The organism is Pandoraea faecigallinarum, assembly GCF_001029105.3.
GTDB lineage: Bacteria > Pseudomonadota > Gammaproteobacteria > Burkholderiales > Burkholderiaceae > Pandoraea > Pandoraea faecigallinarum.
Window position 1 is genome coordinate 2737883 of the sequence record NZ_CP011807.3, and the last position, 26128, is coordinate 2764010.

General features: G+C 65.2%; 21 protein-coding genes. 9 read left to right on the forward strand and 12 right to left on the reverse strand.

Annotated elements, in window-relative coordinates; all coding sequences use genetic code 11:
* Positions 1–196: 196 nt before the first annotated feature.
* The 4 genes from AB870_RS11980 to AB870_RS11995 all read left to right on the forward strand — a co-directional run bounded on the left by AB870_RS11980 (position 197) and on the right by AB870_RS11995 (position 4502).
* Complete coding sequence (locus AB870_RS11980) at positions 197–478, forward strand: hypothetical protein (RefSeq protein WP_157112302.1); 282 nt, start codon at positions 197–199, stop codon at positions 476–478.
* 6 nt (positions 479–484) lie between these two features.
* Positions 485–1135 (forward strand): HAD-IB family hydrolase, encoded by a 651-nt coding sequence (locus AB870_RS11985; RefSeq protein WP_047904888.1) that lies wholly within the window; start codon positions 485–487, stop codon positions 1133–1135.
* Between the two features lie 112 nt (positions 1136–1247).
* The gene (locus AB870_RS11990) at positions 1248–3134 is read left to right on the forward strand and encodes an FUSC family protein (protein ID WP_053059335.1); all 1887 of its coding nucleotides are present in this window, start codon (positions 1248–1250) and stop codon (positions 3132–3134) included.
* A gap of 195 nt (positions 3135–3329) precedes the next feature.
* A complete protein-coding gene (locus AB870_RS11995) occupies positions 3330–4502 on the forward strand; it encodes a methyltransferase (protein ID WP_047904889.1) in 1173 nt (390 codons plus the stop codon).
* On the opposite strand, the gene AB870_RS12000 is transcribed toward AB870_RS11995, so the two are convergent.
* Positions 4465–5685, reverse strand: a complete 1221-nt coding sequence (locus AB870_RS12000) for a TIGR03862 family flavoprotein (protein ID WP_237170132.1) — start codon at positions 5683–5685, stop codon at positions 4465–4467. The genes AB870_RS11995 and AB870_RS12000 overlap by 38 nt on opposite strands.
* 317 nt (positions 5686–6002) lie before the next feature.
* On the opposite strand from AB870_RS12000, the gene AB870_RS12005 reads away from it, so the two are divergent.
* A complete protein-coding gene (locus AB870_RS12005; protein WP_047904890.1) occupies positions 6003–6767 on the forward strand; it encodes a class I SAM-dependent methyltransferase in 765 nt (254 codons plus the stop codon).
* Here AB870_RS12005 and AB870_RS12010 read toward each other — a convergent pair.
* From AB870_RS12010 to astD, 6 genes are all read right to left on the reverse strand, one after another.
* Complete coding sequence (locus AB870_RS12010; RefSeq protein ID WP_047904891.1) at positions 6736–6927, reverse strand: DUF2964 family protein; 192 nt, start codon at positions 6925–6927, stop codon at positions 6736–6738. The genes AB870_RS12005 and AB870_RS12010 overlap by 32 nt on opposite strands.
* A 201-nt stretch (positions 6928–7128) precedes the next feature.
* Positions 7129–7338 carry a DUF2964 family protein gene (locus tag AB870_RS12015; RefSeq protein WP_047904892.1) on the reverse strand — a complete coding sequence of 70 codons (210 nt, stop codon included), beginning with the start codon at positions 7336–7338 and terminating at the stop codon, positions 7129–7131.
* A gap of 201 nt (positions 7339–7539) precedes the next feature.
* Positions 7540–7803 carry a DUF1488 family protein gene (locus AB870_RS12020; RefSeq protein WP_237169929.1) on the reverse strand — a complete coding sequence of 88 codons (264 nt, stop codon included), beginning with the start codon at positions 7801–7803 and terminating at the stop codon, positions 7540–7542.
* Between the two features lie 231 nt (positions 7804–8034).
* Positions 8035–8601: an NADPH-dependent FMN reductase gene (locus AB870_RS12025; protein ID WP_047904893.1), complete on the reverse strand. Its 567-nt coding sequence runs from the start codon at positions 8599–8601 to the stop codon at positions 8035–8037.
* 68 nt (positions 8602–8669) lie between these two features.
* Positions 8670–10031: an N-succinylarginine dihydrolase gene (gene astB / locus AB870_RS12030; RefSeq protein ID WP_047904894.1), complete on the reverse strand. Its 1362-nt coding sequence runs from the start codon at positions 10029–10031 to the stop codon at positions 8670–8672.
* Positions 10032–10097: 66 nt separating this feature from the next.
* Positions 10098–11579: a succinylglutamate-semialdehyde dehydrogenase gene (gene astD / locus AB870_RS12035; RefSeq protein WP_047904895.1), complete on the reverse strand. Its 1482-nt coding sequence runs from the start codon at positions 11577–11579 to the stop codon at positions 10098–10100.
* Between the two features lie 199 nt (positions 11580–11778).
* On the opposite strand from astD, the gene astE reads away from it, so the two are divergent.
* From astE to ydiK, 3 genes are all read left to right on the forward strand, one after another.
* Positions 11779–12900, forward strand: coding sequence for a succinylglutamate desuccinylase (gene astE / locus AB870_RS12040; protein WP_053059336.1), 1122 nt, complete (start codon positions 11779–11781; stop codon positions 12898–12900).
* A 275-nt stretch (positions 12901–13175) separates the two neighbouring features.
* Positions 13176–15131 carry a hypothetical protein gene (locus AB870_RS12045; RefSeq protein WP_157112303.1) on the forward strand — a complete coding sequence of 652 codons (1956 nt, stop codon included), beginning with the start codon at positions 13176–13178 and terminating at the stop codon, positions 15129–15131.
* 128 nt (positions 15132–15259) lie between these two features.
* Positions 15260–16456 (forward strand): AI-2E family transporter YdiK, encoded by a 1197-nt coding sequence (gene ydiK, locus AB870_RS12050; RefSeq protein WP_047904898.1) that lies wholly within the window; start codon positions 15260–15262, stop codon positions 16454–16456.
* 663 nt (positions 16457–17119) lie between these two features.
* Here the strand turns inward: ydiK and fahA are convergent.
* On the reverse strand, positions 17120–18394 hold the full coding sequence (fahA, locus tag AB870_RS12060; RefSeq protein ID WP_047904900.1) for a fumarylacetoacetase: 1275 nt from the start codon (positions 18392–18394) through the stop codon (positions 17120–17122).
* A 97-nt stretch (positions 18395–18491) separates the two neighbouring features.
* On the reverse strand, positions 18492–19811 hold the full coding sequence (gene hmgA, locus AB870_RS12065; RefSeq protein ID WP_047904901.1) for a homogentisate 1,2-dioxygenase: 1320 nt from the start codon (positions 19809–19811) through the stop codon (positions 18492–18494).
* A 132-nt stretch (positions 19812–19943) separates the two neighbouring features.
* Here hmgA and AB870_RS12070 point away from each other — a divergent pair, with 132 nt between their 5' ends.
* The gene (locus AB870_RS12070) at positions 19944–20849 is read left to right on the forward strand and encodes a LysR family transcriptional regulator (RefSeq protein WP_047904902.1); all 906 of its coding nucleotides are present in this window, start codon (positions 19944–19946) and stop codon (positions 20847–20849) included.
* 51 nt (positions 20850–20900) lie between these two features.
* Here the strand turns inward: AB870_RS12070 and AB870_RS12075 are convergent, their stop codons facing one another.
* The 3 genes from AB870_RS12075 to AB870_RS12085 all read right to left on the reverse strand — a co-directional run bounded on the left by AB870_RS12075 (position 20901) and on the right by AB870_RS12085 (position 25703).
* Positions 20901–24275, reverse strand: a complete 3375-nt coding sequence (locus AB870_RS12075) for a hybrid sensor histidine kinase/response regulator (RefSeq protein ID WP_047904903.1) — start codon at positions 24273–24275, stop codon at positions 20901–20903.
* A 44-nt stretch (positions 24276–24319) separates the two neighbouring features.
* Positions 24320–24994: a response regulator gene (locus tag AB870_RS12080; RefSeq protein ID WP_047904904.1), complete on the reverse strand. Its 675-nt coding sequence runs from the start codon at positions 24992–24994 to the stop codon at positions 24320–24322.
* 205 nt (positions 24995–25199) lie between these two features.
* On the reverse strand, positions 25200–25703 hold the full coding sequence (locus tag AB870_RS12085) for a hypothetical protein (RefSeq protein WP_047904905.1): 504 nt from the start codon (positions 25701–25703) through the stop codon (positions 25200–25202).
* Between the last annotated feature and the right edge of the window lie 425 nt (positions 25704–26128).

The following is a 26128-nucleotide window of genomic DNA, read 5'->3' on the forward strand; positions in this document are numbered from 1 at the left end:
CAATCCTAAGATCGCGAGGGGACGGCGGGACAGCGCTGCTCGTGTGTCTGGGAATGGCACGTTGCGCCATGCTAGCTTGCCTCGGTGTCAATGAGCAAGCGGCGCTTTGCGGCCGGGTGTCGTGCCGCGGGTACATCGGCCGGCCGGTCGGCACGGCAATTGCCCTCGATGCAACGCACCGTATAGAATGCCCGGCATGACCCCACACGAACCTTCGGAATCTTCGTCCGTCGTTGCCGCGGCCGCCTGCGCACAGACGGCCGAGCAAGCTGCCGACGCGATGATCGAACATCGCTACCCGTCGGACATCGACCGGTTGCGTGAGGTCGTCGGCACCGACGTGCTGCCGTTCTACCGCGACGAGCAGGCCATCGCCGCCAGCCGTCGCGCAAGCGAGCGTTGGCCGCATCTCGTGGCCGTTGCGGATTCGCGCCATGCGGCCGCGTCGCCGCCACAACATGCCACGTCGTCGCGCTGAGTTCGCATGCGAGACCCGTCCATCGTCGCCGCCTTCGATTTCGACGGCACGATTTCCACCACCGATAGCTTGCGCGTGTTCGTGCGCAGCACCGTCGGTACACGGCGCTTCGTTCTGGGTGCCCTGCTGGCGTCTCCCTGGCTGATCGGCTGCGTGCTTCGTCTCGTCGACCGGGGGACGGCCAAAGCGGCATTCCTGCGCGCATCGATCGGCGCCCGCTCGCGCGCACAACTGGACATCGATACGCGGCGCTTCCTTCAGGATCGATTGCCCGGCCTGTTGCGCCCCGAGATGCTCGCGCGCGTGCGTCAGCACCGGGCACTGGGCCATCGCATCGTTCTCGTAAGCGCCTCGCCGAGTCTGTATCTGGAGCCGTGGGCGGCCACAGTGGGCTTCGACACGGTGCTCAGTACCGAACTGGCGTTCGATGCGCAGGGCCGGTTCGCCGGCGTCTTCGCCAAGCCGAATTGCTGGGGACCGGAAAAGCTCAGGCGTCTCGAAGCGTGGTGGCAAGACGCACCGCCGCGGGTGCTGTTCGCCTACGGCGACAGCCGGGGCGACAAGGAGATGGCCGAGCGCGCCGACTATGCATGGATTCGTGGGCAGGGCGAACTCATGCCGCTGCCCGACGCCGCCGCGCCGCGGCGCACGGCCTGACCAGGGCTGTGGACCGATGAGCACGCCGCAAACGCCGCCGCCCCACACTCCCCCCAATGCGTCTGCGCGGCCCGCACCGCCTGCGCCAAACGCCGGCCGGCGTGTCGCGTGGATGTCGCGGCTCGCACGACTTGAGCCCGTCGCGTTCTCTCGCTGGGACGCCGTTCACGCCGCCCTCTCGGTCGCCGTTCCCACCGCCATCGGCGCAGCCATCGGCCATGGCGCCGATGCGTCGCTCGTCGCGCTCGGCGCGCTGCCGGCGATCACCGGCGACCGCACCGGCCCTTATCGCGCCCGCGCCCGGTCGATCCTCATCACCATCGTGACGGGCGTCGTGGGCTTTCACGCCGGGATGCTCGTCCACCACGTAGGCCTGACGCATCCGTGGCTCGCCCACGTGCTACTGCAAATCGCCATCCTGCTGTTGAGCTTCATCGGCACGTTCGGCAATGTCGCGTCTGCCGCCACCTTGCAAGGCGCCGTCTACCTGTTCGTGGGCTGGGGACTCGAGCTGCCGCCGCCGCAGTGGCGTGCGCCGCTGCTGCTCGCCTCCGGCGGCATCTTCAGCATGCTGCTCATGGCGGCGCACTGGATGCGGCATCCCGGTGCCGCCGAGCGCGACGCCGTCGCCGCCATCTATCAGCAACTTGCAAACGTGCTCGACGCGAGCGGAACGCCGCGCGTGCGGCTCGCCCGGCGGTCATTGGAAAACGCGATTGCGGCGGCGTATGACACCTTGCTGACGGCGCGCGCGAGTACGTCGAGCGGATGGGAAGTGCTGGAGCGGCGCGCGGCGCAGATCCTTGCGGCCGAACCGATTACGTCGGCGGTCATCGGTCTGGCGCAAGGCGGTCAGCCGGTGCCCGCGCCGCTGGGTAAGGCGCTCTACGCGCTCGCGCGCAGCATTGCGCGCGACCGGGCGGTCGATATCGACGCTGCAGTGGCGTCGGCCAAAGACAGCCATGCGCCGGCGCTGGCCGCGGCGCTGCATCGCGCCGAGCCCCTGCTCACGGGCACCGTGCATGCGGCCGAGGCGCCGCTCGTGGCGCTGGCACGTCATCAGGCCCGTGCGAGCGCACACCCGCGCTGGGTGCCGAAGTGGCCATGGCCCGACGTCTGGCGTTATCTGGTGCGCATCGGATTGTGCGTGGTCGTCGCCCAGATCTTCATCGCGGTGGCCGCCCTGCCGCGGTCTTACTGGGTACCGCTGATCGTGGTGATCATCTTCAAGCCCAACTACGGTTCGGTGTTTGCACGAGCGCTGCAAAGCGGCGTGGGCAGCATCGTGGGTGTGGCGCTCTCGGCCGCCGTGGTCGCCATCGACCGCAACGGCTGGTTCAATCTCGCCACGCTGATTCCGCTGGCCGCCTGTCTGCCGTGGGCCCTGCGCCGCAACTACGGGCTTTTCAGCGCGCTGCTGTTGCCGATTCTGATGCTGGTGATGGGCGCGCTGCAACCGGGCAATCAAGACATCGCACTGGCGCGGTTCGTCGACGCTGTCGCCGCATGTGCCATCGTGCTTCTGATCGGCTATCTGCCATGGGCCAAGTGGGAACGGCGTCAGTTGGACGAACGCGTGGCCAACGCGCTCGACGCTCTCGGGCGTTACGCCGCATTGGCCGACACGCATGACGCCGATGCGGCGTTCGCGGCACGACGCGCCGCCTACAAGGCGCTGGACGACACGCGCATCGCCTTGCAGCGCGCGTTGTCCGAGCCACCGCTGGTGAGTCGGCGCGCGGCGCGCTGGTGGCCTGCGCTGGTAGCGCTGGAGCGTGTCGCCGATGCCGTGACCGACACCGTCCCGCACGGGGACGATCACAACGCGCCGGTGCATCCGGCGGCGGCAATTCTGACGCATATGGCCGCAGCGCTTCGCCATGGCGGGCCGGTGCCGGTTTTGCCGGCAGGCCCCATCGAGGGCGTCGATCCGATTCTGTCCGGCGTGCTGCGCGAGGCGATCGGCATGCTCTTCAGCACGCCGGACAGCACGGACTGAACCATGCGGAAATGCGGCGCAATGGCGGTGCAATGACGGTGGAATGACAACCGAGGGGTGTCGCAACGCGTTGCCGAAACGGGCACGGTCGAGCGCCCCCGATGGCCGATTTCCGGCCGACGGGCCGTCAACGCAGGCATAATGCGGGCTTACGGCACACCCCGGTGTACCGCCACGCTCTTGCAAAGACACAGCATGAATGAATTCCCGACGCTAGCCTGGACCGAAGACGGTCGTCCCGTCACCGCCCGCTGGCGCTCAGAGGCCGGCGTGACGCCGCCGCGTCGCGTCGAAGTCGTCGACGACACCGTCACGGCGGACGAAGCCTACCATCTCGCCTGCGGCGGCACTGCGCTGCTTTATCGGGGCGACTACCAGAATGCCCGGCAATTGATCCAGGCGATGGCGCGACGCATCGACCGCCCGCCTCACCGCGCGCGTCGCAAACCGTCAGCCGGATCGACCAGCGACACCGCCGCACCGGGTCCGGCCGACGCATTTCACAAACACCGCATGGCGCAGGCACAGCGTGCCCGCATTCTCGGCATGGTGCTGATTCCGCTCGACGCGGATTACGGCATTGCGCTGCGCCGCGCGCCGGACGTTCGCCAGGCATGCTCGGAAGCGTGGGGTGCGCCGGACGGGACCGCCTGCGTTGCTTCGCTGCGTGAGATTCTCGGCCTGATCGGCGCGCATGAGTGGCGCAAGAAGGGGGTCGCGATCACCTCCCTGGGCGGCGCGACCATCCACCCGTGGTACGGCGTGTTCTCGCCGGTGCGCGGCGAATATCTGCAACTCATCGAACAGGCACCGCTGCCTGCCACGACACTGGCGTTCGACGTCGGCACGGGCACCGGCGTAATCGCCGCACTGCTTGCGCGCCGCGGCGTGCAGCAAGTCGTCGGTACGGACCGCGATCCCCGTGCGCTGGCGTGCGCTCGTGAAAATATTGCGCGTCTCGGCGTTGAGCATACTGTCGAGATCGTCGACGCCGACCTGTTTCCGGAGGGCAAGGCACCGCTCGTCGTCTGTAATCCGCCGTGGTTGCCCGCGAAGGCCAATGCGCCTATCGAGCATGCGATCTACGATCCCGACAGCCGGATGCTCAAGGGTTTCTTGAGCGGGCTGCCGGCCCACCTGAGTCCCGGCGGCGAAGGCTGGCTGGTCATGTCGGATCTGGCGGAACGCCTCGGACTGCGCACGCGTGAGGCGCTGCTCTCCTGGATTCACGCCGCCGGACTGGTGGTGCTCGCGCGTCACGACGTACGTCCGCATCATCCGAAGGCGGCCGACGCCAGCGACCCGCTGCATGCCGCGCGGCGCGCCGAAGTCACCTCGCTGTGGCGGCTGGGCGTGCGTCCGGCGTAACGCGCGCGGCGAGATACGCCGCCGCGCCATCCCCTGCCACACAGGCGCTCGCGAAGCAGGCCGTCAACAGATAGCCGCCCGTGGGCGCTTCCCAATCGAGCATTTCGCCCGCGCAGAAGACACCGGGCACCGTCTTCACCATCAGCGCATCGTCCAGCGCTTCGAGCGAAACGCCGCCAGCGGTGCTGATGGCTTCCGCGATGGGACGCGTTCTCAATAATGTCAGCGGCAATCGCTTGATGCCGAGCGCCAGCGCGGCGGGATCGTCGAACGTCTCGCGCGGCAGGCATTCCCGCAGCAGGGCCGCCTTGACGCCTGCGATACCGAGACGGCTTTGCAAGTGGCTCGCCATCGAGCGTGAACCGCGGGCGCGGGAGACTTCCGTCGCCACTCGCGCGGGCGTCCAGTCCGGCAGCAGATCGAGGTGAACCTGCGTGCTGCCGTTCGCATGAATGGCATCGCGAATCGGCGCGCACAACGCATACACGAGGCTGCCTTCGATGCCGTGCTCGGAAATCACGAACTCGCCCTGCCGCGTGGTGCCGTCCGGCAAGGTCATCGTTACCGGCTTGACAGGATGCCCGGCAAAGCGCTCGCGCATGTGCGGCGTCCAATCCGCCTCGAAGCCCGCATTGGCAGGTATCAACGGGGCGACGCTCACGCCATGTTCCCGCAGCGAAGGCACCCATGCGGCGTCGGAGCCAAGCTGTGGCCAGCTCGCGCCGCCCAACGTCAACACCACCGCCCTCGCGCGCACGCGGCGCTCGCCGGCCGACGTGGCAAATCGCAGATCGTCCGGACCGGCGCACGCGTTTTCGTCCCAACCGAGCCAACGATGCCGCACATGCAAACGTACGCCCGCGGCGCGCAGACGCGAGAGCCACGCACGCAGCAATGGCGCTGCCTTCATATCCAAGGGAAAGACACGGCCGGAGGTGCCGACGAACGTGTCGACGCCAAGCCGATGGGCCCACGAGCGCACGTCATCCGCGCTGAAACGGCGCAACCAGCGGCCAACGGCGTCCGCACGCTTGCCATAGCGGGCCACGAACGGCTCGGCAGGCTCGCTGTGCGTGAGATTCATGCCGCCCTTGCCCGCCATCAGAAACTTGCGGCCGACCGACGGCATCGCATCGTAGACGTCGACGCGCCATCCCGCCGCCGACAAGACTTCCGCCGCCATCAGACCCGCGGGTCCGGCGCCGATCACGGCCACGTCGACTGCGTCGACGGTGTCAGTGACGGTTGCCTCGACGGCTGTGGCCACAGCCGCAGGCGCTTGCGGCGCGTGCAAGGCGGCGGACGGGGAATTCGGAGCGGTGGACGGGGGCATGCCGGAACGTGTTGTTGCGAGGATGGGATCTCGTCTCGCGCGAGCCGCGCGGCGGAGGCCGCCATTGTCCCACATCGGTGACATATGGACATCGCCGCGCGGCGCGTCGACGTCCTTTGGCGTTACAATCGCTGCCCGCATTTTTCGTTCGCCCCCTGGAGTCACGCATGTCGTCATCCGATTCCGCGTCGATGGGACGCACCGCCTACGCCGGTTTCGCCAAGCGCTACGCCGAAATTGCCGTCACAAAACCTCACAACGCTCTGTACGAGCGCCCGGCGACGCGCGCCCTGCTGGGCGATGTGAACGGCCTTCACGTGCTCGACGCCGGCTGCGGTCCCGGCATCAACAGTGCGTGGCTCGTGGAACAGGGAGCGACGGTGCATGGCATCGACGTCACCCCCGAGATGATTGCGCTCGCGCGTCGGCGCTGCGACGGGATGCCCGCGACATTCGACGTCCAGGATCTCGGCACGCCGTTGACCGCCGTGCGAGACGCCCAGTTCGACGCCATTGTCAGCGCGCTTGCCTTGGATTACGTCGAAGACCTCGGGCCGACGTTTGGCGAATTCGCGCGCGTGGCAAAACCCGGGGCGACGCTGGTCTGGTCGATGGGGCATCCGATGCGCGACTGGCTCGACGAGCGTACGCGCCGCAATCGCAGTTACTTCGAGACCACGCGCTTCGGCATGTACTGGAGCGGTTTCGGCGAACCGAAACCGTACGTGGAGTCGTACCGACGGCCGCTCGCGGACATTCTCAATGCGGCTGCGGCCGCGGGCTGGCAACTCGAACAGATGGTCGAGCCGCTGCCGCTGCCGGAAATGAAGGCCGTGAGCCCACGACTTTATGACGAGCTTTCGCAAGCGCCCGCGTTCATGTGCCTGCGAGCACGACGGATCACGACTCGTGGTGCGTTCCCCAGGGAATGAGCATCGTGGCCGTGCACGTCGCACCTGCCAGCACCGCCGCCACGCCATAGCGCGAGACGTCCGGCAGGTTGAACAGCAGACCGTGAATCGTGGCGAAAATGCCTCCCAGCATCACGAATGCGGCGATGGAGGCAATGAAGACGCGGGTATCGGAACACATACGCCACCTCACAACGAGGTCACGCCCGTTGCGAAGCGAATGAGGTATTCCCGAGACTCTACAAAACCGGCGGCGTGCCCGCAATGCGTCACACCGGGGACCGCGAACCTCGGATGGCTTCGACGGCGTCCCTCGATTTCAGTGTAGGACGCCGCACGACGAAGCGTTAGGAGATTGCCCGCAGCCGGGACTCTCCTGCACTCACGGCTTGCGCTTGGTATCGCCTTCTTCGTCTCTCGGCCAGGGCGTCAGCATCACGACGATGAACAGAATGCCGAACAGCACGGTAATCACACCGCCGTGCATGACATGCGATTTGTCGTAAAGCAGACCGTGGATGGTGGCGAATGCCCCGCCAAGCGTCATGAAGGCCGCAATCGAGGCAATGACGACGCGGAATTCCGAGCCCATAGCGACTCCTTATAGTTATCGGCGACGGTGCCGCTGGCGTAACTTCTGGAGCGGCAACACCAGTGTACGCCGATCCCCATGGCGCGCCAATTGAGTCGCAGGCCTAAACAATCCGGCATTGATCCTCGTCAATGCCGGTCGCGGAAGACCCTTACCTCGTAGGAAGCTTGACGTTCCGAGCACGGCGCTGTAGCGCGCTAATCAACGGCGGCCCTCTTGACGCTGGGCCCAGCGGAAATGGCCGCTGCGCAGCAATACCGGGCCGGGCAAGCCCATCGCCAGATACTCGCGCGTCAATGCGTGGATGCGGCTGCGGCCGTGCTCGAATGCGTGCAGCAGATCGTCGGCGCGGGCCGAATGCGCGTGAAAGTGAGATTCAAGCGCTTCGGCGGAAACAGCACAGTCGATCGGCCGGCCGTTGACGACAACCGCAAACTCGATCGTCAGGTCTTCGTAGTTGAACATGGGTCGGTGATCCGGAAACTCGATTTGCATGGCGGCACCCCCGGTTGACGAAAGGACGCAGACGACGTGTCGGCCGACACGTTCCATCCAGCATAGTGCATCGTCGGACGAACTGAAAATTTCGTCGCTTATCCGTTCGTCAGCGTCGATTGGATAGGGTTCCGGATACCCTCAAACCACACAAACGACATTAAAAATCATCAATAAGCTCTTGATTTTTAACAATCCATATCAACCACCCTTCTTGTGCGCATCGAGAAACGCTACAAATCCGGCCATGAAGTCGGCCAATTGTTGGCGCACCGCGTCGTCCTGAAGATGCCCCTCCACATCGATCGCCTTGTTCGCATGCGAGACCAGCAGACGGCCTTGCCACCACGGGCTCGTTTGCAAGGTGCGCAGGACAGGCAGCCAGGCGTTCTGGCTCAGGATCGTGCCGAAGCCGCCGGGCGAGGCCCCCATGATCGCGACCGGCTTGTCGCGAAACACGCGCGCACTATCCGCGGGCGGGCGCGATAGCCAGTCGAGGGCGTTCTTGAACACGCCTGGCATGCCATTGTTGTACTCGGGTGTCGCGAGCAGCAGACCGTCGGCCTGCGCGATGGCGTCCTTCAGTGCCGTCACGGCGGCGGGAATCCCCTCGTTGGCTTCCACGTCGCCGTCGTACAGCGGAATTCCGTGCAACGTCCGTACATCGAGCGTGACGCCCGCGGGCACGAGCGACTTCGCCGCCGTCAGCAGCGCCGTGTTGTACGAGCCCTTGCGCAGGCTGCCGGACAAACCAATGATCGTGGTCATGACATCGACTCCTTTCGTTGCTGATCGGAAATTTTGCCTTCGCAACGCGCCGGGTTAGCCACCGCCATTTACGCGTTGCGCTGAAACGGATACAGATTGCCCAGACCGAGCAATCGCGTGAGTTCGTCGAGTGCGGTACGGCACTCGTCAAGCAGTGCGGGATCGGCGAGATCGTCGAGTGCGAGCCGGTCGCGGTAGTGGCGCGTCACCCAGTCCGTCAACGATGCATAGCGCGCCTCGTCGATCCACACACCGGCGTGCGTCGCCTTGCGCTCCTCCTCGGTGAGCACCACACGCAGACGCAGACAAGCCGGGCCGCCGCCGTTACGCATGCTTTCACGCAGATCGAAGACATGCAGCTCGCGAATCGGTCCACCGCTCGCCACGAGCGACTCGAGGTAGCGCCAGACTGCCGGACGCTCGCGGCACTCCTGTGGCACCACCAGCCGCATGCCACCGCCTGACTGCGGCGCACGCGCCAGCAGCTGGCTGTTGAAGAGATAGCTACCCACGGTGTCTTCCAGGGAAACCTCGGACTCGGACACTTCCACGACTTCCAGTTGCGTGCCTCGGGCGGCCAGCCGCTCGCGCAGCGCCGCCACGATCGCGGGCTGGTCGACGAATGCCTGCGCATGGCAAAACAGCACATTGCCGTTGCCAACGGCGATCACGTCGTTATGGAAGACGCCCGCATCGATGGCGTCGGGATGCTGCTGGGCAAACACGACATCCGCCTCGTCAAGGCCATGCCGCCGCGCAATCGCCTGGCTGGCCTGTAACGTCTGTCGCGCGGGAAACCGGCGCGGCGCGGGCGCGCTTGCCAGATCGTCCCGTCCGTAGACGAAGAACTCGACGCCGCGCTCTCCGTATGCCCCGCAAAGCCGCGTGTGGTTGGCCGCGCCCTCGTCGCCCAAGGACGGCCAGCCCGGCAAGGCGTCGTGGTGGGTAAAGTACGATTCGTCGGGAAACACCGCCCGCAAGATGCGCGATGTGGTCTCGTGTTCGATGGCGCGGTGCAGCTTGCTGCAGAGGTTCGCCGCGGTGAAATGCACGCGGCCGTCCGCCGTGTCCGCCGACGGGCTGACCGTGGCGGCGTTGGCCGTCCACATGCTCGCCGCCGAACATGCCGCGCCGAGCAATGCGGGGGCGGTTCGCGCCGCTTCGCGAATGACGGTGCTGTCGTCGCCCGAAAACCCGAGCGTACGCAACAACGCAACCGACGGACGCTCCTGCGGCGGCAGCACGCCTTGCGCATAACCGAGATCGGCGAGCGCCTTCATCTTGGCCAGCCCCTGCAACGCCGCTTCACGCGGATTGGAGACGCGGTTGGCGTTGTTCGCCGAGGCCACGTTGCCAAACGATAAACCCGCGTAATTGTGCGTGGGGCCGACCAATCCGTCGAAGTTCGCTTCGAGGGCAAAGCGCGTCATGTCGATTCCTGAAAAAGGGGAGATCCTTCGATCCCGCATTACTCGTTGTGCGGCATTGTGCCCGAATCACGGCGCACCGAAATCCAGGCCCGGACTCAGACGCTCCGGCATCGACGCACGTGCGGCTTCCATCGACGCGATCGGATACGCGCAGTAGTCCGCGGCATACCAGGCGCTGGGGCGATGATTGCCCGATGCCCCAATCCCGCCGAACGGCGCAGCACCGGCCGCCCCGGTCGTCGGACGATTCCAGTTGACGACGCCCGCGCGAATCTCGGCGAGGAACCGTTCATACCGCGCCGGATCGTCGGACAGCAATCCCGCGGCGAGACCGTAGCGCGTGCGGTTTGCCAGGGCGAGGGCCTCGTCGAACGTGTCGTACCGGAGCACTTGCAGCAGCGGGCCGAAATATTCTTCGTCGGGTAACGCACCGCGTACCGCCGGGGCCGTCACGTCGATCAGGCCGGGCGTAAGCAATGCTGTGCGGGCATCGGGCTGCGCGAGCGGCACAATGACGCGGCCGCCCAGCGCCATCAATTCGGCTTGTGCCGCGACCATGCGGCGCGCGGCCTGCAACGACACCACTGCGCCCATGAACGGTTGCGGATCGGCGTCATAACGGCCAACGCCGATGCGTTGTGTGACGAACGCCAGCCGCTCGATGAAGGCGTCGCCCTGCGCGCCGCGCGGCACGAGCAGGCGTCGCGCACAGGTGCATCGCTGCCCCGCGGACAGGAACGCCGACTGGACGGCCACGTGCACGGCCGCGTCGATGTCCGAGGGCACGTCGACGATCAGCGGATTGTTGCCGCCCATCTCCAGTGCGAGGATCTTGTCGGGCCGCCCCGCGAATTGCTGATGCAGCGCGCGTCCCGTCGCGGAACTCCCGGTGAAACATATGCCGTCGATGCCGTCGTGCGCCGCGAGGGCCGCGCCTGTGTCGCGCCCGCCCTGCACCAGATTGACCACGCCCGGCGGCAAACCGGCTTCGATCCAGCACTCGAGCGTTCGCGCCGCCACGCCGGGCGCAAGTTCGCTCGGCTTGAAGACGACCGTATTTCCCGCGAGCAAAGCCGGCACGATGTGCCCGTTGGGCAGATGCCCCGGGAAGTTGTAAGGACCGAAGACGGCCATTACGCCGTGCGCGCGATGGCGCACCACGCTTTCGCCGTCCGCGACGGGGGTGCGCCGCTCGCCGGTTCGCTCCTGGAATGCGCGCGCGGAATTGACGACCTTGGCGGCCATCGTCGCCACCTCCGTGCGCGCTTCCCACAGCGGCTTGCCCGTCTCGCGGCCGATCGCATCGGCCAGCGTTTCGGTGTTGGCCGTCACAATGGCAGCAAAACGCTGCAATACGGCGAGCCGAGCCTCAGCGCCGTACCGCGCCCAGTCCCGCTGGGCACGACGCGCCGCCAGCACCGCGGCGTCGACGTCGGCGGCGTGCGCCGCACGCCCCTGCCAGACAACATCGCCCGACATGGGGTCGAGCGAGCGGAATTGCGCACCGTTGGCGATGCGCCAGACACCTTCGATATACAGATCGGTCATGAAGGGCAATCCCGGAGATCACGCCCGATAAAGCGGCATGCGATGCGGACCATGATGACACGGATTCGGCAGCCGGAACAATGCGAGGAGGCCGGATGCGCGGGCAAACGCCTGCCGGATGGACCTGCGCGGCGCCCTGTGACGTTCATGCAGGAGACGCGCATAGAATACGGAATTGAGTTTCCGGAGATTCCCTATCATGACCGACGCCCATCGTTCGGCACTACGCCATTGGCTCAGCGACGTGCGCGAGTCGCGCGCCCCTTCCGAGGACGAGGGCATCGACCCTTGTGGCGTGCACTGGCGACGGCATGCCGAGGGCGTGCTGGAGTTGGCGCCCGTCGAGGTCGGCGGCACGACCGACAGGTACGACACAAGCGACACGAATGACGAGGGAGCCGCACGCCACGCAAAAGGCGTGCCTCGAGATCCGAAAGCGCCGGACGCAAAGATCGGCCATCGCTATGACGCGATTCTCTCGTGCGGCATTCACGGCGATGAGACCGCTCCCATCGAAATCGTCGACGGCATATTGCGCGACATCGCCGACGCTCGGCTGACGTTGCGCGAGCGCGTGCTCGTCGTGCTGGGCAATCCGGATGCCGTGCGCGCCGGCAAACGGTATCTGCACTACGACCTGAACCGGTTGTTCCACGGCGCGCACGCAAAGCATGCCGAGTCGCCCGCGGTGCAACGCGCACGCGAACTCGAAGTGATCGTGGCGCAGTTCTTCGCAGGCGTGGACGGCGTGCGTCGTGTGCGCCGTCACGTGGACATGCACACGGCCATCCGTGCCTCGCTGTTCCAGCGCTTCGCCGTCGTTCCCGGCACGCCGGAGCATCCGCCGGGCGACGCGTGGTTCGAGGCGCTCGCTGCCGCCGATATCGAAGCGACGATGCGCACGGAGCAACCGTCCGTCACGTTTTCGTACTACACCTGTGCACGGTTCGGTGCGCAGAGTTGCACGCTGGAGCTTGGCAAGGTGGCGCCGTTCGGCGGCAATCGCCTCGAAGACTTTGCCGGCATCGACGCCGCGCTGCGCCGCTGGCTCTCGGGCGGCGAAATGGCCGCGCGCGACGACGGGCGAAGACTCCGCCCGAAACGCTTTCGCGTCGCCGCGGAGATCGTCAGGCGCACCGATGCATTTGTACTCGATGTGCCCGACGATACGCCGAACTTCACGCCGTATCCCGCAGGCACCGTACTCGCTCGTGACGGCGAAAACACGTACACCGTGTCACATTCGGAAGAACGCATCGTATTTCCCAATCCGAACGTTGCCAATGGTCTGCGCGCGGGGGTCATGGTCGTGCCGGAGTGATCGCCGCAACGACTTTGGGTGAAGGCTGCCATTCGGTAACTGGCAAGACACCACTACCGCTACGCAGGAACGCGAATGAACGTTTTTAAACGCCTGTCCGGGCGTCGTCGCCACGCAGGGATGAAGGTAGCATCGCCCACTTCCTTTCTCCTGCAAAGCGGCGGTGCGGGCGGTGCGCGGCACAGGCAAACGCAACCGCGCGTGCCCGGCCGTCCATCGACGACATGCCTCAGGACTTCGCTTGTGCTGCCCCCGCCTTTCCCCGCAGTCATGGTTTGACCATCGAGCTTCCGCTTGCGGACGCGACGACCGGGTCACCATTCAATCTCGTCGGCGACTTCGCCCGGGCGCAGCAAGCTGCGGTAGTGCGAGGGCATGGCCGAATGACACCCCGGCATGCCGTCGCACAGCCGATTCCCCGTGAACGCCGCCATGAACTGGTGCGCATGGCGCGGGGCGCAGCGAACGTGCCATCACACCGCGGCACGTCATCGCGAACCTCGCCCTGCCCGCTGCACTTGAAGGACACGCCCAACGCCGCCGAACAGATCTATTCGATGCTTCGCGACGAGATCGCCGTCCCGGCGCTGCGTCGTTTCGAACGCGCGCATCGTGTCGGCGCGCCGCGCACCGACGCCCCCGCGCACGCAGCACACCTCGCCCATGCGGCCCGTCAGCCGGCGCGGGCGCAAACGATGGCCGGCACACCTGCGTGGTTCAACGACTTGCTGCCTCACCTTCGCATCGAAGCCCAGCTTCTGGCGCAGCGCGGTCTTGACGTCGACACGGTCCGCCAACGATTCGATGCGCTCGTTCGCCATGAGCATCCGGGTGTGTCGTGGCGCGCGATGCGCATCGGCCTTGAGCGCGACGCGCTGCCCTTTGCGCTGGGCGCCGCCGCGCTCTCGACCCTGGCAGACACGACCGATCCCGCGCGACGATGGTCGATGATGTGGCCGCCGGTCGAAGCGCTGGGCGTGGTGTTGATCAATCTGATCGGCATGGCCCGATTTCAGGCGATGCATCCGGCGTGGGCGAGCCGGCTCGCCCCATTGACGCCGACGCAGGCGCTGGAGTCCGTCAACACGATGCTGCGCAACCCGGTGCGCGACATCGCTGCCCATGTCGCGGGTTTCGTGTTTTGCTACGGTGTCGTACGGAACCTCGCGCGTGTCGGGCTGGAGGCGGGATTGTCCGCCGCACTGCCGGGCATCATGGCCCATCGCTTCGGCAGCACCATTCATGCGTGTCTGGAAATACTGCTATGCCCGATACCCGGCGCATTTCTCGGACCGATGGTCGATCGCATCGCCATCGCGCCGGAAAACGCGCGACTCGAACCGTTGCTTCAGGATCGGTTCGCCGATCTGATCAGCAAGATGAGCGACGACATGCCGCGCGAACCGCCCCCGCCGTTCCGGCGCGCGTTCCTGACGCATTTCACCGGACTGTTGCAATCGGGCGCGCCGAAAGCCATCTGGCTGACGCTGTCGCTCGGGTTCTACTTTCTTTCGACGTTCCATGGCGCGGCCACACGTCTCGATGGCGGTGAGGGCGGAGAAGGCGGTGAGGGCGAGCCCGATTTGACGATCGGCGTGCCCGGGAACACGACGACGCCGGCATCGGAATTCGCGCCGGGCGTGAGCACCGCTGTCGACTGGCACACACAAGCTGTCCTGAGCGTGCTTTACGGTCTGATCGCAACGTTCGTGTCGATGCAGGGCATTTCGACGAGGCACGACGCTATTGCCACGGCATACACGCGTCGGCGCGGACGCCCGAAAATCAGCACGGCCACCGTCACCTCACAGGGCGATTCGGGACTCTCGTCGGCAGGGTCGCACACCGATATGCCCGACAGCCCCGACAGCCCGGACAGCCCTTCCCGCCTGGATCGAAACACATACCCGCTCGCGGATGGACGCATGCGCAGTTCGAAAGTGTCGGGGGAGATGTTGGGAGAGAGGCCGGAGGACGCTTCGGGGGACACTTTCGCACAGACCTGCGGTGACACGTCGGGCGACGATTCCGTCTTCCTGCCCATGGACGATACGGACAGTGCGTCCGGGGCTAGCGACACCGGCAACGAGATCGACCGAACGCGTCCGGCCGATGCACCGCAGGGGCGAAAAAAGGGAACGTTCGTCGCGCCTTCGGGCATTTGCCGTCAGGCATCGCCGCAGGCCCGGGAGGATGCGTCGGACGCCGACGTCGAACAAACACCTTTGTGACGAAGTGTTGCGCCCACTTGCCGTGACTGCCCCGGCATGGCATCTTGCTCTCCAAGCGCGTTCGTTGCGCATGACAACCCTGCCGGGCGCATCGCACGACGCGTCGCCCCCTGCCTGCCGGAGCGCCTATGCTTACCACCACCCCGAGCGAACTGGCCCGTAATCTGCTGATCGTGCTGGTCCTCGGACTGCTGATCGTCGGCACATTATGGGTGCTGTTGCCGTTCCTGCCGGCCTTCATCTGGGCCGTGACCATCGTCGCCTCCACCTGGCCGATGCTCATCGGCCTGCAACGTCGTCTGTGGGGCAAACGGTGGCTCGCCACCACGATCATGATCATCGGCATGCTGATTATCGTCGTCGCCCCGCTGTCGGCGGCGGTTGGCACGCTGATCGGGCATGCCACCGACATCAGCGATCAGGTGCACTCGTTCGGTCAGCACGGCCTGCCGATGCCGCCCGACTGGCTCGCACGCATTCCGGTGGTCGGTCAGCGCGCGAGCGACGAGTGGCAAGCGCTGGCTGCCGCCGGCCCCGGCGGTCTGGTCGCGAAAGTCCAGCCGTACGCCGTCAAGGCGGCGTCGTGGGGATTCGCCAAGCTCGGCTCGATCGGCCTGCTGGTGGTCCACCTCGGCCTTACGCTCATCATTTCCGGCATTCTCTTCATGCAGGGCGAGCGTGCCGCGCGGGCGCTGATCCGGATAGCACGCCGCCTCGGCGGCGATCGTGGCGAGGAGTCGGTGCGACTGGCCGGCATGTCGATCCGCGCCGTCGCCCTCGGGATCGTCGTCACGGCTGTCACCCAGTCGCTGCTCGGCGGCCTCGGTCTTTGGCTGACCGGCGTACCGCTCTCGGGCTTCCTGACGGCTTTGATGCTCGTGCTCTGCATCGCACAGATCGGACCGTTTCCGGTGCTGCTGGGCAGTGTGGCATGGCTTTACTGGCAAGACAGTCCGACGCTCGCCACCCTGTTGCTGATCCTCTCGGTCTTCATCGGCATGCTGGACAACATCATGCGCCCGATGCTCATTCGGCGCGGCGCCGACTTGCCGATGACGCTGATTCTGGCCGGCGTGCTGGGCGGCATGCTGACCTTCGGCATCGTCGGCCTGTTCGTCGGCCCCGTGATTCTGGCAGTGACCTATACGTTGCTGATGGCGTGGATCAACGAGGGGCTGAACCGACCGGCCACGGCGCCCAGCGGTGCGCCGCTCGGGTCCTCGGGCGCGGGAGCGAGCCCGGAAACCGCGTTGCCGGACGGCGCTACGGACGCCGAACGCAAGACGCTGGCATCGGCCGCACCGGACGCCCAAAAGCCCGGTTAAGACGGTGCCGGGTGTCGTGTCCGCACGTGAGTCCGCGGGGTGCGTTCGTCACGCGCCCCGTACCCATTTTTCGGATTGCTTCACCTGTCGCACGCCGCCATGACGTGGCTAAATGTCTCCCGTACCCACACCTTTGCAGGAGACAATCCCGTGCCGGCCACTTCCCCGAGTTCGTCCCCGTCCCTCCATTCCACCGCCGCAGCCGCCACAACCGCTACAACCGCCACAGCCGCCACAACCTCAGCAACCGCCACAACCGCCGTAGCGCCCCCTACCGCGCCTTCCGTAGCCTCCTCCTCTTCGCCCGGCAACCCGCGGCGCCCCGCGCGCTCGTTACGCGTGCCACGCCGCGCACAACTTGGTGCCCCGCCGCTGCTCAGGCGCGTAGCTAACGAACTGGCCTACACGCCCACGCGTTGCCGCGTCACTGCGAGCCTTCTGGTCTCACGCGTCAATCCATGGTGGCAGCGCCTGCCAGCCGTCAGCGGTCTGCCTCCGGATATGTGCAACGTCGTGATTGCGCCGCCCAAAACAAACGCGCCGACCGGCGAACCGGTACGGCGCGTAGCAAACGCTGCGGCGATCAATGTGGCATCGAGTTGTCCGGCTTAGCGATCCGCTCAGCGGACCGTCCAGTCAACGTCCACGCTCCCTGCCAGTCGCCTAGCGCGCTTTCGCGGGGAGTATCTTGCCCGACACCTCGCCGAAGCCGACACGGTAGCCGTCGCCCTGGCACCAGCCTGCCATCACGACGGTATCGCCGTCTTCGATGAACGTGCGCTTTGCGCCGCTGGCAAGGGTAATCGGGTTCTTGCCGTTCCATGTCAGTTCGAGCAGGCTGCCGAACGAATCCGGCGTCGGGCCGCTGATCGTGCCCGAGCCCATCAGGTCGCCGACGCGCACGTTGCAACCCGACACGGTGTGATGGGCGAATTGCTGCGCCATGCTCCAGTACATGTGACGGAAGTTGGTGCGGCAGATGGACGTCGGCTCGGCATCGCCCTCGGCCTGGAGCAGGACTTCGAGTTCGATGTCGAACGCGTGCTTGCCTTGCTGTTGCAGGTACGGGAGCGGCTCCGGGCTTTGCTCCGGACCGGCAACGCGGAACGGTTCCAGAGCCTCCATCGTCACGACCCAGGGCGAAATGGACGTGCCGAACGTCTTGGCGTTGAACGGGCCGAGCGGCACGTATTCCCATTGCTGCAAATCGCGTGCGGACCAGTCGTTGAGCACCACCATGCCGAAGATCGCCGCTTCGGCGTCTTCCACGCTCAGCGATTCGCCCAGCGCGGTGTTGCGGCCGACGATGAAGCCCGTTTCGAGCTCGAAGTCGAGTTTTCGGCAACCGTCGAAGATCGGACGTGCCTGGTCCGGCAGCTTGATCTGGCCGTTCGGACGATGCAGCGGCGTGCCGCTCACCACCACCGAGCTGGCACGTCCGTTGTACCCGATGGGGATTTCGAGCCAGTTCGGCAGAAGCGCGTTCGCCGGGTCACGGAACATGCTGCCCACGTTGGTCGCGTGCTCTTTCGACGAATAGAAATCGGTATAGCCCGGCACGTCGACCGGCAGATGCAACGTGGCCTGCGCGAGCGGCACCAATGCTTGCGCCTTGAGCGCGGCATTTTCGCGCAGCGAGGCATCGCCGTCGGTGGCCAGCAGCGACGTCAGGCGCGCACGCGTGACACGCCATGCGGTGCTGCCGAGTGCGACAAACGCGTTGATGGACGCCTGGGCAAACACCGGGGTTTCACCGGCCTTGAGCACGCCGGCCGCTTCAAGCGCCGCGAGATCGAGCACCTGATCGCCAATGGCGACGCCAACGCGGGGCACCGGTTGGGCTTGTGTGCTGAACACCCCGTACGGCAGGTTTTGCAGCGGGAAATCCGTCACACCGGTGTTGGCGGACGCGACCCAGCTTTGCGGAAGAGCAGACATGTGGAATTCCTTGTTCGAGGTAACGCTTCGGCCGACCGTGCGCAACAGGCGCGCCGGGCCGGCCGTCTTGATGAGGGCTATCGTGGCGCGATGCCGCTTACTTCCGGTTCGGGTTGAAATGCTTCTTCAGGCCCTGCCAGCACGTGTAGTAGTTGTCCTGCAACTGCTTGGTCTGCAGCGCGAAACGCGTTGGACGAATGACGGCGGGTGTTTCAAACATGAAGGCCATCGTGGCGTCGACCTTATGCGGCTTGCTCGTGTCGGCCGCGGAGGCCTTCTCGAACGTATCCGCGTCGGGGCCGTGACCCGACATGCAGTTGTGCAGGCTCGCGCCGCCCGGCACGAACCCTTCGGCCTTGGCGTCGTACACGCCGTGGATCAGGCCCATGAACTCGCTGGCGATGTTGCGGTGGAACCAGGGCGGGCGGAACGAGTTTTCCATTGCCAGCCAACGCGGCGGGAAAATCACGAAGTCGATGTCGTCCACGCCTGGTGTGTTGCTCTGCGACTGAAGCACCAGGAAGATCGACGGGTCCGGATGATCGTAGCTGATCGAGCCGATCGTGTTGAAGTGACGCAAGTCGTACTTGTAAGGTGCGTAGTTGCCATGCCAGGCAACGACGTCCAGCGGCGAATGGCCGATGTCGGCGCGCCACATTGCCCCGCCGAACCTGGCGACCAGTTCGAAATCGCCTTCGACGTCTTCATAGGCGGCGACCGGCGTGAGAAAGTCACGCGGATTGGCCAGACCGTTCGAGCCGATCGGGCCGAGGTCCGGCAGCCGGAACAATGCGCCGTAGTTCTCGCACACGTAACCGCGCGCACGGCCGTCGGGCAGCGTCACGCGAAAACGCACACCACGCGGCAGCACGGCAATCTCGTACGGCGCGACTTCGAGAACACCGAATTCGGTCGAAATGCGCAGGCGCCCTTCTTGCGGCACAACCAGCAGTTCGCCGTCGGCGTTGTAGAAGAAACGGCCCTCCATCGACTTGTTGGCGGCGTAGACGTGGATACCGCAACCGTGACCGGCATCGGGACCGCCGTTGCCCGCCATCGTGACCATGCCGTCGACGAAATCGGTCGGGGTGTCCGGCATCGGCAGCGGATCCCAGCGCATCTGATTCGGTGGTGTAGGAACTTCGTCGAAGCGACTCAACCAGCGGGTGTTCTCAAGCGACGTGAACGGCTTGTGCATGGCCGCCGGACGGATGCGGTAGACCCACGAACGGCGGTTGTGACCGCGCGGCGCCGTAAATGCCGTGCCGGAGAGTTGTTCCGCGTACAGGCCGTAAGGGGCGCGTTGCGGCGAGTTCTGACCAATGGGCAGCGCGCCGGGCAACGCCTCGGTCGCGAACTCGTTGGTAAAACCGGACAGATAGCCCAGTTCCCCCTGAATTTGAGCTGCTTGGCGCATAAGTGGCCTCGTCTCCTGATTTCGAATGCAAACATTGTCCGCCAAGCGACTACATTTTGCGATATAAATAGATAAATCCACTATATTCACAACGCGAATAACTCATCCGTGATTCGCGGCACTGGCTACGCCATGATTTCCTTACGTGATGTCGATCTGAATCTGCTCGTCGTCTTTCATGCTGTCCTTACGCACCGCAGCATCTCTCAGGCGGCACGCGAGCTGGGGCTGTCGCAACCCGCGGTGAGCAACGGGCTGGCGCGTTTGCGGCAGACGTTCGAAGACGAGCTTTTCACGCGAACGAGCACCGGCATGCAGCCCACGCCGTTCGCCGAGGCGCTGGCCGAGCCCGTGTCTGCCGCACTGGCTGGCATTTCCCGGGCCATCAATCACCGTGAGGCGTTCGACCCGGCCAGCAGCCAACGTGAATTTACGCTGGCGATGACGGATGTGGGTGAGGTGTACTTCATGCCTGCTCTGATCGACCTGTGCACGCAACTGGCACCGGGCGTGCGTATCAGCACGGTTCGGGCCACGTTGCCCGATCTGAAAGAGGCGATGGCCGCCGGGCGAATCGATCTCGCCGTGGGCGCATTTGACGATCTGACGGGGCCATTCTTCCAGCGGCGGCTGTTTCGTCAGCAATATGTGAGCATGTACCGCATCGGGCATGCGCTCGACACGCCGGGTGCCGGGCTCGCGGAGTTCAAGGCGGCACGCCACCTGTTCGTTGCCACCGGCGACAATCCCTACGCGCGCGTCAACCAGTTGCTCGCACAGGCCGGTTTCGGGGCAGATGCGAATTACTGGGTGCCGCATTTCATCGCCGTGCCATACGTCGTCAGCACGAACGACCTCGTTGTCACCGTCCCGCAGAAGTTTGCCGAACGTGCCGCTGCACCGTTCGGCCTGCGCTTCGTCAAGCCGCCGTTGCGTCTGCCCGCCCTGCAAACCAATGTGTTCTGGCACCGGCGATACCATCAGGACGCCGGTAACCAATGGCTGCGTCAATTGATTTCGGAACACTTCGTCGAGTAGATCGACCGTGCCGGGACGGCAACACACGAGACGTGCCACCCTCCCCCAATATTACGCATCGCTCGCGATGGCGTGTCCTTGCGCACGCAGCCAGTCGTTCCACGCGGTGTCGAGGGCGTCGAACGCGGCTTCCATCTGATCAACGGAGGCCTGCGGCGCGAGATGCTCGACCTGCGCCGCCAGCGAAGCGAGCGAATGCAGTCCGAACGCCATGAAACCGCCGCGCAATCGGTGGGCGGAGTGACGAAGCGTCTCGCGCGATACCTCGGCCAAGGCAGTGCGGCAATTTGCGATGTCCTGATCGGCGATCTTGACGAACGTATCGAGCATGTCGGAGAGCGGCAGGCGCCAGTCCTTCGGCGAGGCGCTTTCCGGCGCGGGCTTGGGCTCGTCCTCACCCGGGCGCGATGGCGCGGGCAACGGCGCGATCTCGACGCACAGCGACGGGTAGCGCGCCCGAACCAGTTCGATCACACGCAGCAGGGAGCGCGCGTCCACCGGCTTGTACACGACCGCGTCGTACGGCGACTTCGCTTCCCGGTCGTTGCGCAGTGTGACGTCGGCCGTCGCCACCACGACCGGCACGTGAGGCGCCCGTGCCTTGATCTGCGTTGCCAGCGCGTGGCCGGAGATATGCGGCATGTTGGCGTCGGTGATCACGAGCATGTGCGACTCCGCATCGAAGGCATCGAGCGCTTCACGCGGATCGTGATAGCAATCGACCATCGCACCGAGCCCTTCCAACTGCCGGGATAGCAGCATGCCGCTGATTGGATGATCGTCCGCCACCAGGACATACCAACCGGCGAGCGGCCTCACCCGCGCCTGCGCGCTCGCCGTACCGGGTACCGGCAGTCCGCCGTTGGCCGCCAGTCCCGGGCGGGGAGTCGAGCCCAGCGCATCCCACAGTTCCGCTTGCTGGAGCAGCGCAACGTCGCGTGGCCATGCCGGTGCACTGCCTGCCGGACGATCGACCGGCGTCGCACGCAGCAAGTAGACTTCCGCGCCCGCCATGCCACGCACCGGCCACTCGTCGGCAAACATCAACAGGCCGGCGTCGCGCTCGCGTCCCGGCCCGGTGGACCAGGACACGGCGTCTTCGTACCTTACGGGGTTGAAACCGGCGCGGCGAATCAGCGCATCGAGATACCAATGGCGCCGCTCCATCGCGCTGACATAGGCAAACGTGTCATGCGACTCCGGAATCTGCGCTGGCTCGCTGTCGGGCGCCCACGGCAGATGGAGCGTGAAGCGCATCGTCGTACCCTGCCCCTCCTCGCTGTCGACCGTCAACACGCCACCTAGCATGCCGACGAACTGGTGTGAAATGGCCAGCCCCAACCCCGTGCCGTGCTGCATGCCCGGCTCCGTCGTGCTCTTGCCGAACGGACGGAACAGGTCGGCCAGATCGGACGCCGCAATGCCGACACCGCTGTCGCTCACCGTGAAGGTCACGTCGCAGCCCTGCATGTCGGCACGCACGACCATCGCGCTGAACGCGACATGTCCCTTTTCGGTGAACTTGATGGCATTGCCGACCAGATTGGTCACGACCTGCCCAAGTCGCAGCGCGTCGGTATGTACCGCGCGCGCAAGCTGCGGGTCGATCATCCAGTCGAGCGTCAGTCCCTGCAACCGTGCGCGTCCCGTGAACGACAAACCGACCGCTTCCAGTTCCTTGAGCAACGAGCAATCGCGGGAATTCAATTCGAAGCGTCCGACCTGAATGCGCGAGTAGTCGAGCAGATCGTTGATGAGGTCGAGCAGGTTTCGCGTCGAACTCTCCATCACGTCGACGTAGTATCGGTGGTCGTCGCCGAGGTTCTGTGCACTGAGCAATTCGAGCGACGCCAGCGTGCCGTACAGCGGCGTACGCATCTCGTGACTGACCGTCGTGAGGAATACGTCCTTGGCGCGATTCGCACTCTCCGCGGCCAGACGCGCCTTGCGTTGCTCCAACTCGAACCGGCGTTGCTCGGTCACATCGGACAGCGTGCCGATCAGCACCGGTTGCTCGCGAAACACCGTATCGACGAAACTCACCGCGTAGTGACGCTCGCCGGCGTCGTCGAGCGCGCTGAGCAGGCGACGCACCGGACGCGCGACCACGCCGCTATGCAGTTGCCGATACATGCGCGTCAGTTCGCCGTCGCCAAGGTGCCGCAACAGATCGACAGTGCCCGCATAGGCCGGATTGCTCATGACCACGGCCGGCTCGAACGGATCGATGATCGCCATGCCGACGGGCGCGGTCTCGATGAGCGTCTGCGTGAAGGCGTCGCGCTCAAGCAGCGCGGTCGTACGTTGGCGGGCGGGCTCGATGATGCGCTGACGCATATAGCGCATGCCGGCGTACACGCCAGCGGCATACAACACCAGCAACAACGTGGAGCCAAGCAGCAACGTGGCGTTTTCGCGCAATAATTGCGCCGGGCGCACCGCATACCGCACGAACCACGGCGTGGACGCCAGCCGTCGCTCGAACACCAGGCGCTGACCGTCGGAGCGCAGCGTCATCTGCGCGCCACCGAACAGCGGCAACGTCACAAGCGTGCGCAGATGGCCTAACGACGACAGGGGAAGACCGGCGCTTGCGATGACGAGCCCGTCTTCCGAGATCAACTGAAGGGCTTCGCCGGTGCGTTCCAGATGGCGCATGCGCGGCGGCACGATCATCTCAGGGGACATGCTGGTGCCCACATAGAGCACGAGATGCCCGTTCAGATCGCGGATCGGCACGAAGCTCGATACGGTTTTCAGATGCGTGACGGGATGTTTGTAGTTGTACGTCCAGAACGGCCCTTCGCTGTTGCCTCGAACGCGGGCGTGATACCGCTCGACCTTGTTGATCTCCGCGAGCATCGCCTGCGTGTCGCGAGCCAGATCCGCAGGGCTGAAGGCCTCCCGGCCAATGGCGGGCCGATACGTCGCGAAAGCGCCGTCGGCGGAAATGATGAAGGTTTCGTCCTGTGCGTCTAGCGGGCTCCAGAAATTGGCGTCGAGCACCATGAGCCGCAAGGTCAGACGCGCCAGCAATGCTGCGCGCGCTTCCGGGATGTCCGCGAGTTTGACGATCTCGAACTCGCTGTCCCAACCGATACCGCCAATGCGCCGGGCCGTGCCAACCGGCATCGAGATGAGCGGCTTGAGGATCCGGTCGGTCAGCGCCTGCGTGGCACCGCCGGGACGCGCCGAACTGGCCTGGGTGGCCTGCGCCATGGCGCGGGCCTGTTCGTTGAAGATTTCGAGGTCGCGAATTTCCCGCCCGACAGCGGCGAAGAACGATTCCGTCTTCTGCCCGCTTTGCCACAGGGTGCCGAAGAGCGCGTACGAGACCGCCGCCACCCAGACCGACAACCCGAAAAGCAGTGCAAGCAGGCCGCCAATGCGAAGCAGGCGGCCTGCAATTGCGATGTCACGCGTCATCGTTCTGGCGGGCATAGACTCCAACGTCGGTGAACGCGGCGGACTCAGGCGGCACTCGGCGCTTCGGCGTCGCCCTCACGCGAGAACTGGACCGGACTTGAGACATGCAGCTTGAACAGTTCCATATCGGTTCTGCAACCCAGCTTGCACATCGCCATACGCTTCTGATTGTTGATCGTCTTGGCCGAACGCTTGAGCGCGCCCGCAATCTGCGACACGTTCTGGCCATCGAGATACATGCGCAGCACTTCCATTTCCTTGGGCGAAAGCGGACGCCGGGCCGTCGGCTTGCGACGCATCTGTTCTTCCAGGATCTGTTCCGCACGCCCGCCGCGGTAGCTCATGCCGCGACGGCAACGCTCCACGCACACCGTGATCTCACGCAGATCGTCGGACTTCGTCATCACGCCCAGCACACCGCAACTGTCCAGTGCATGAATGATCGCGGGCTGTTCGATCGAGGTGAACACGATGATCTTCACGTCGGGGTACTTGCGCCGAACCCGGTTGATCATGACGAGGCCGTCGCCGAACGCCCCGCCCGGCATGCAGTAGTCGGTGATCAGGACGTCGACCGAATTCGTCTCGAGCGCCTTGAACAATTCCGTCGAATTGGAAACGGGAGGCAGAACGTGAAAACCCGGGTCCGGGGAAAGCATTTCACGCAGCGTCGAGGCCACGATCGGGTGATCGTCGGCAATCAGAATCTTTACCATCATTTGCAGGATCCTTTTAAAAGAAGTCAGCCGTGGGCGCGCGCGATCCTTCGCCGTGTCTACGCGTCATGGCTTCCCAAAAGAGGAATGTGCGTCCTGGGGACGCACGCGTTGGTCACTCGGACGTGACCGCATTGCTGCTGGGCGACGATGCGGGACCCGACAGTCCGGCGCACAGGCCGCTCGCGGCCTCGCCCCGCTGCCTGCGCTATCCGGCGCTGCCGACGGTATCGCCCGCTCCGGGGCCGTCGACGGTGGTCCACGCCGAGCACGTCTTGTGCCCTGTCAACCGGGATGTGCCCTCGCCGATGGCCGGCTTGACACAGTAACGAATGCGAACACCGCGCAACCCTGCCGACGGCATCATTTCCCGCGCTCGACCGACCACACGAATACGCGTCGGTCCGGCGGCTGCCTCCCACAGATGCACGCTTTCGGTCTCGGGCCAGTCCGCCATCCATCGATACGTTCCACTCACGACGATGCCGACCTGCGGCGTTCCACTCATCTTCACTGCTGCCGCCACCGGCCGCATTCGCGTTTCGACTTCTCGCGGTGACGCAACCGGAGGCTCCATCGGCGCCGCCGACGCCCCCTCGCTCCCCGATTCGAAAGCGAGGCCAGTCGCGCTCGCCGTGGACGCCTTGTATTCGCTGCATCCCGCGAGCAGCGCCATGGTCAGCACGCCGCTCAGACTTATCAGTGCCGTCACGGCGCGCCGCCCTATCACTTGCCTGAAACGCAGGCGACGGGACGAACTGGGCAGGAAAGAGTCAACGTGTGTTGGGGTCATCTGGTCCATTACCAGTCGTTTCGCCGCGTGACAGTCAAACGTTACGCGTCGTTTTTACGACCAGCGGAAATATAGGATAAATCTACAAAACCCTACCGTTTTGGAACTCTTTATAGGAAACATCCTAGTCCAAATTAGGAGGATTACCGTTCGCAATTTGCGCACCAAACGCGCCTTACGACAATTCGATGCGGAAATACCTCAAATAACGTAGCATCAACGCGCATGCAGCGTTCTGATGGACAGCGATGTGAAGAAAAGATTCATTTGAAAGACGACAGAAGTGCGGACTTCGGCGCAGGCGCCGAACGATGCGCGAGTTTCGTCAACGCAAAACTTCACTC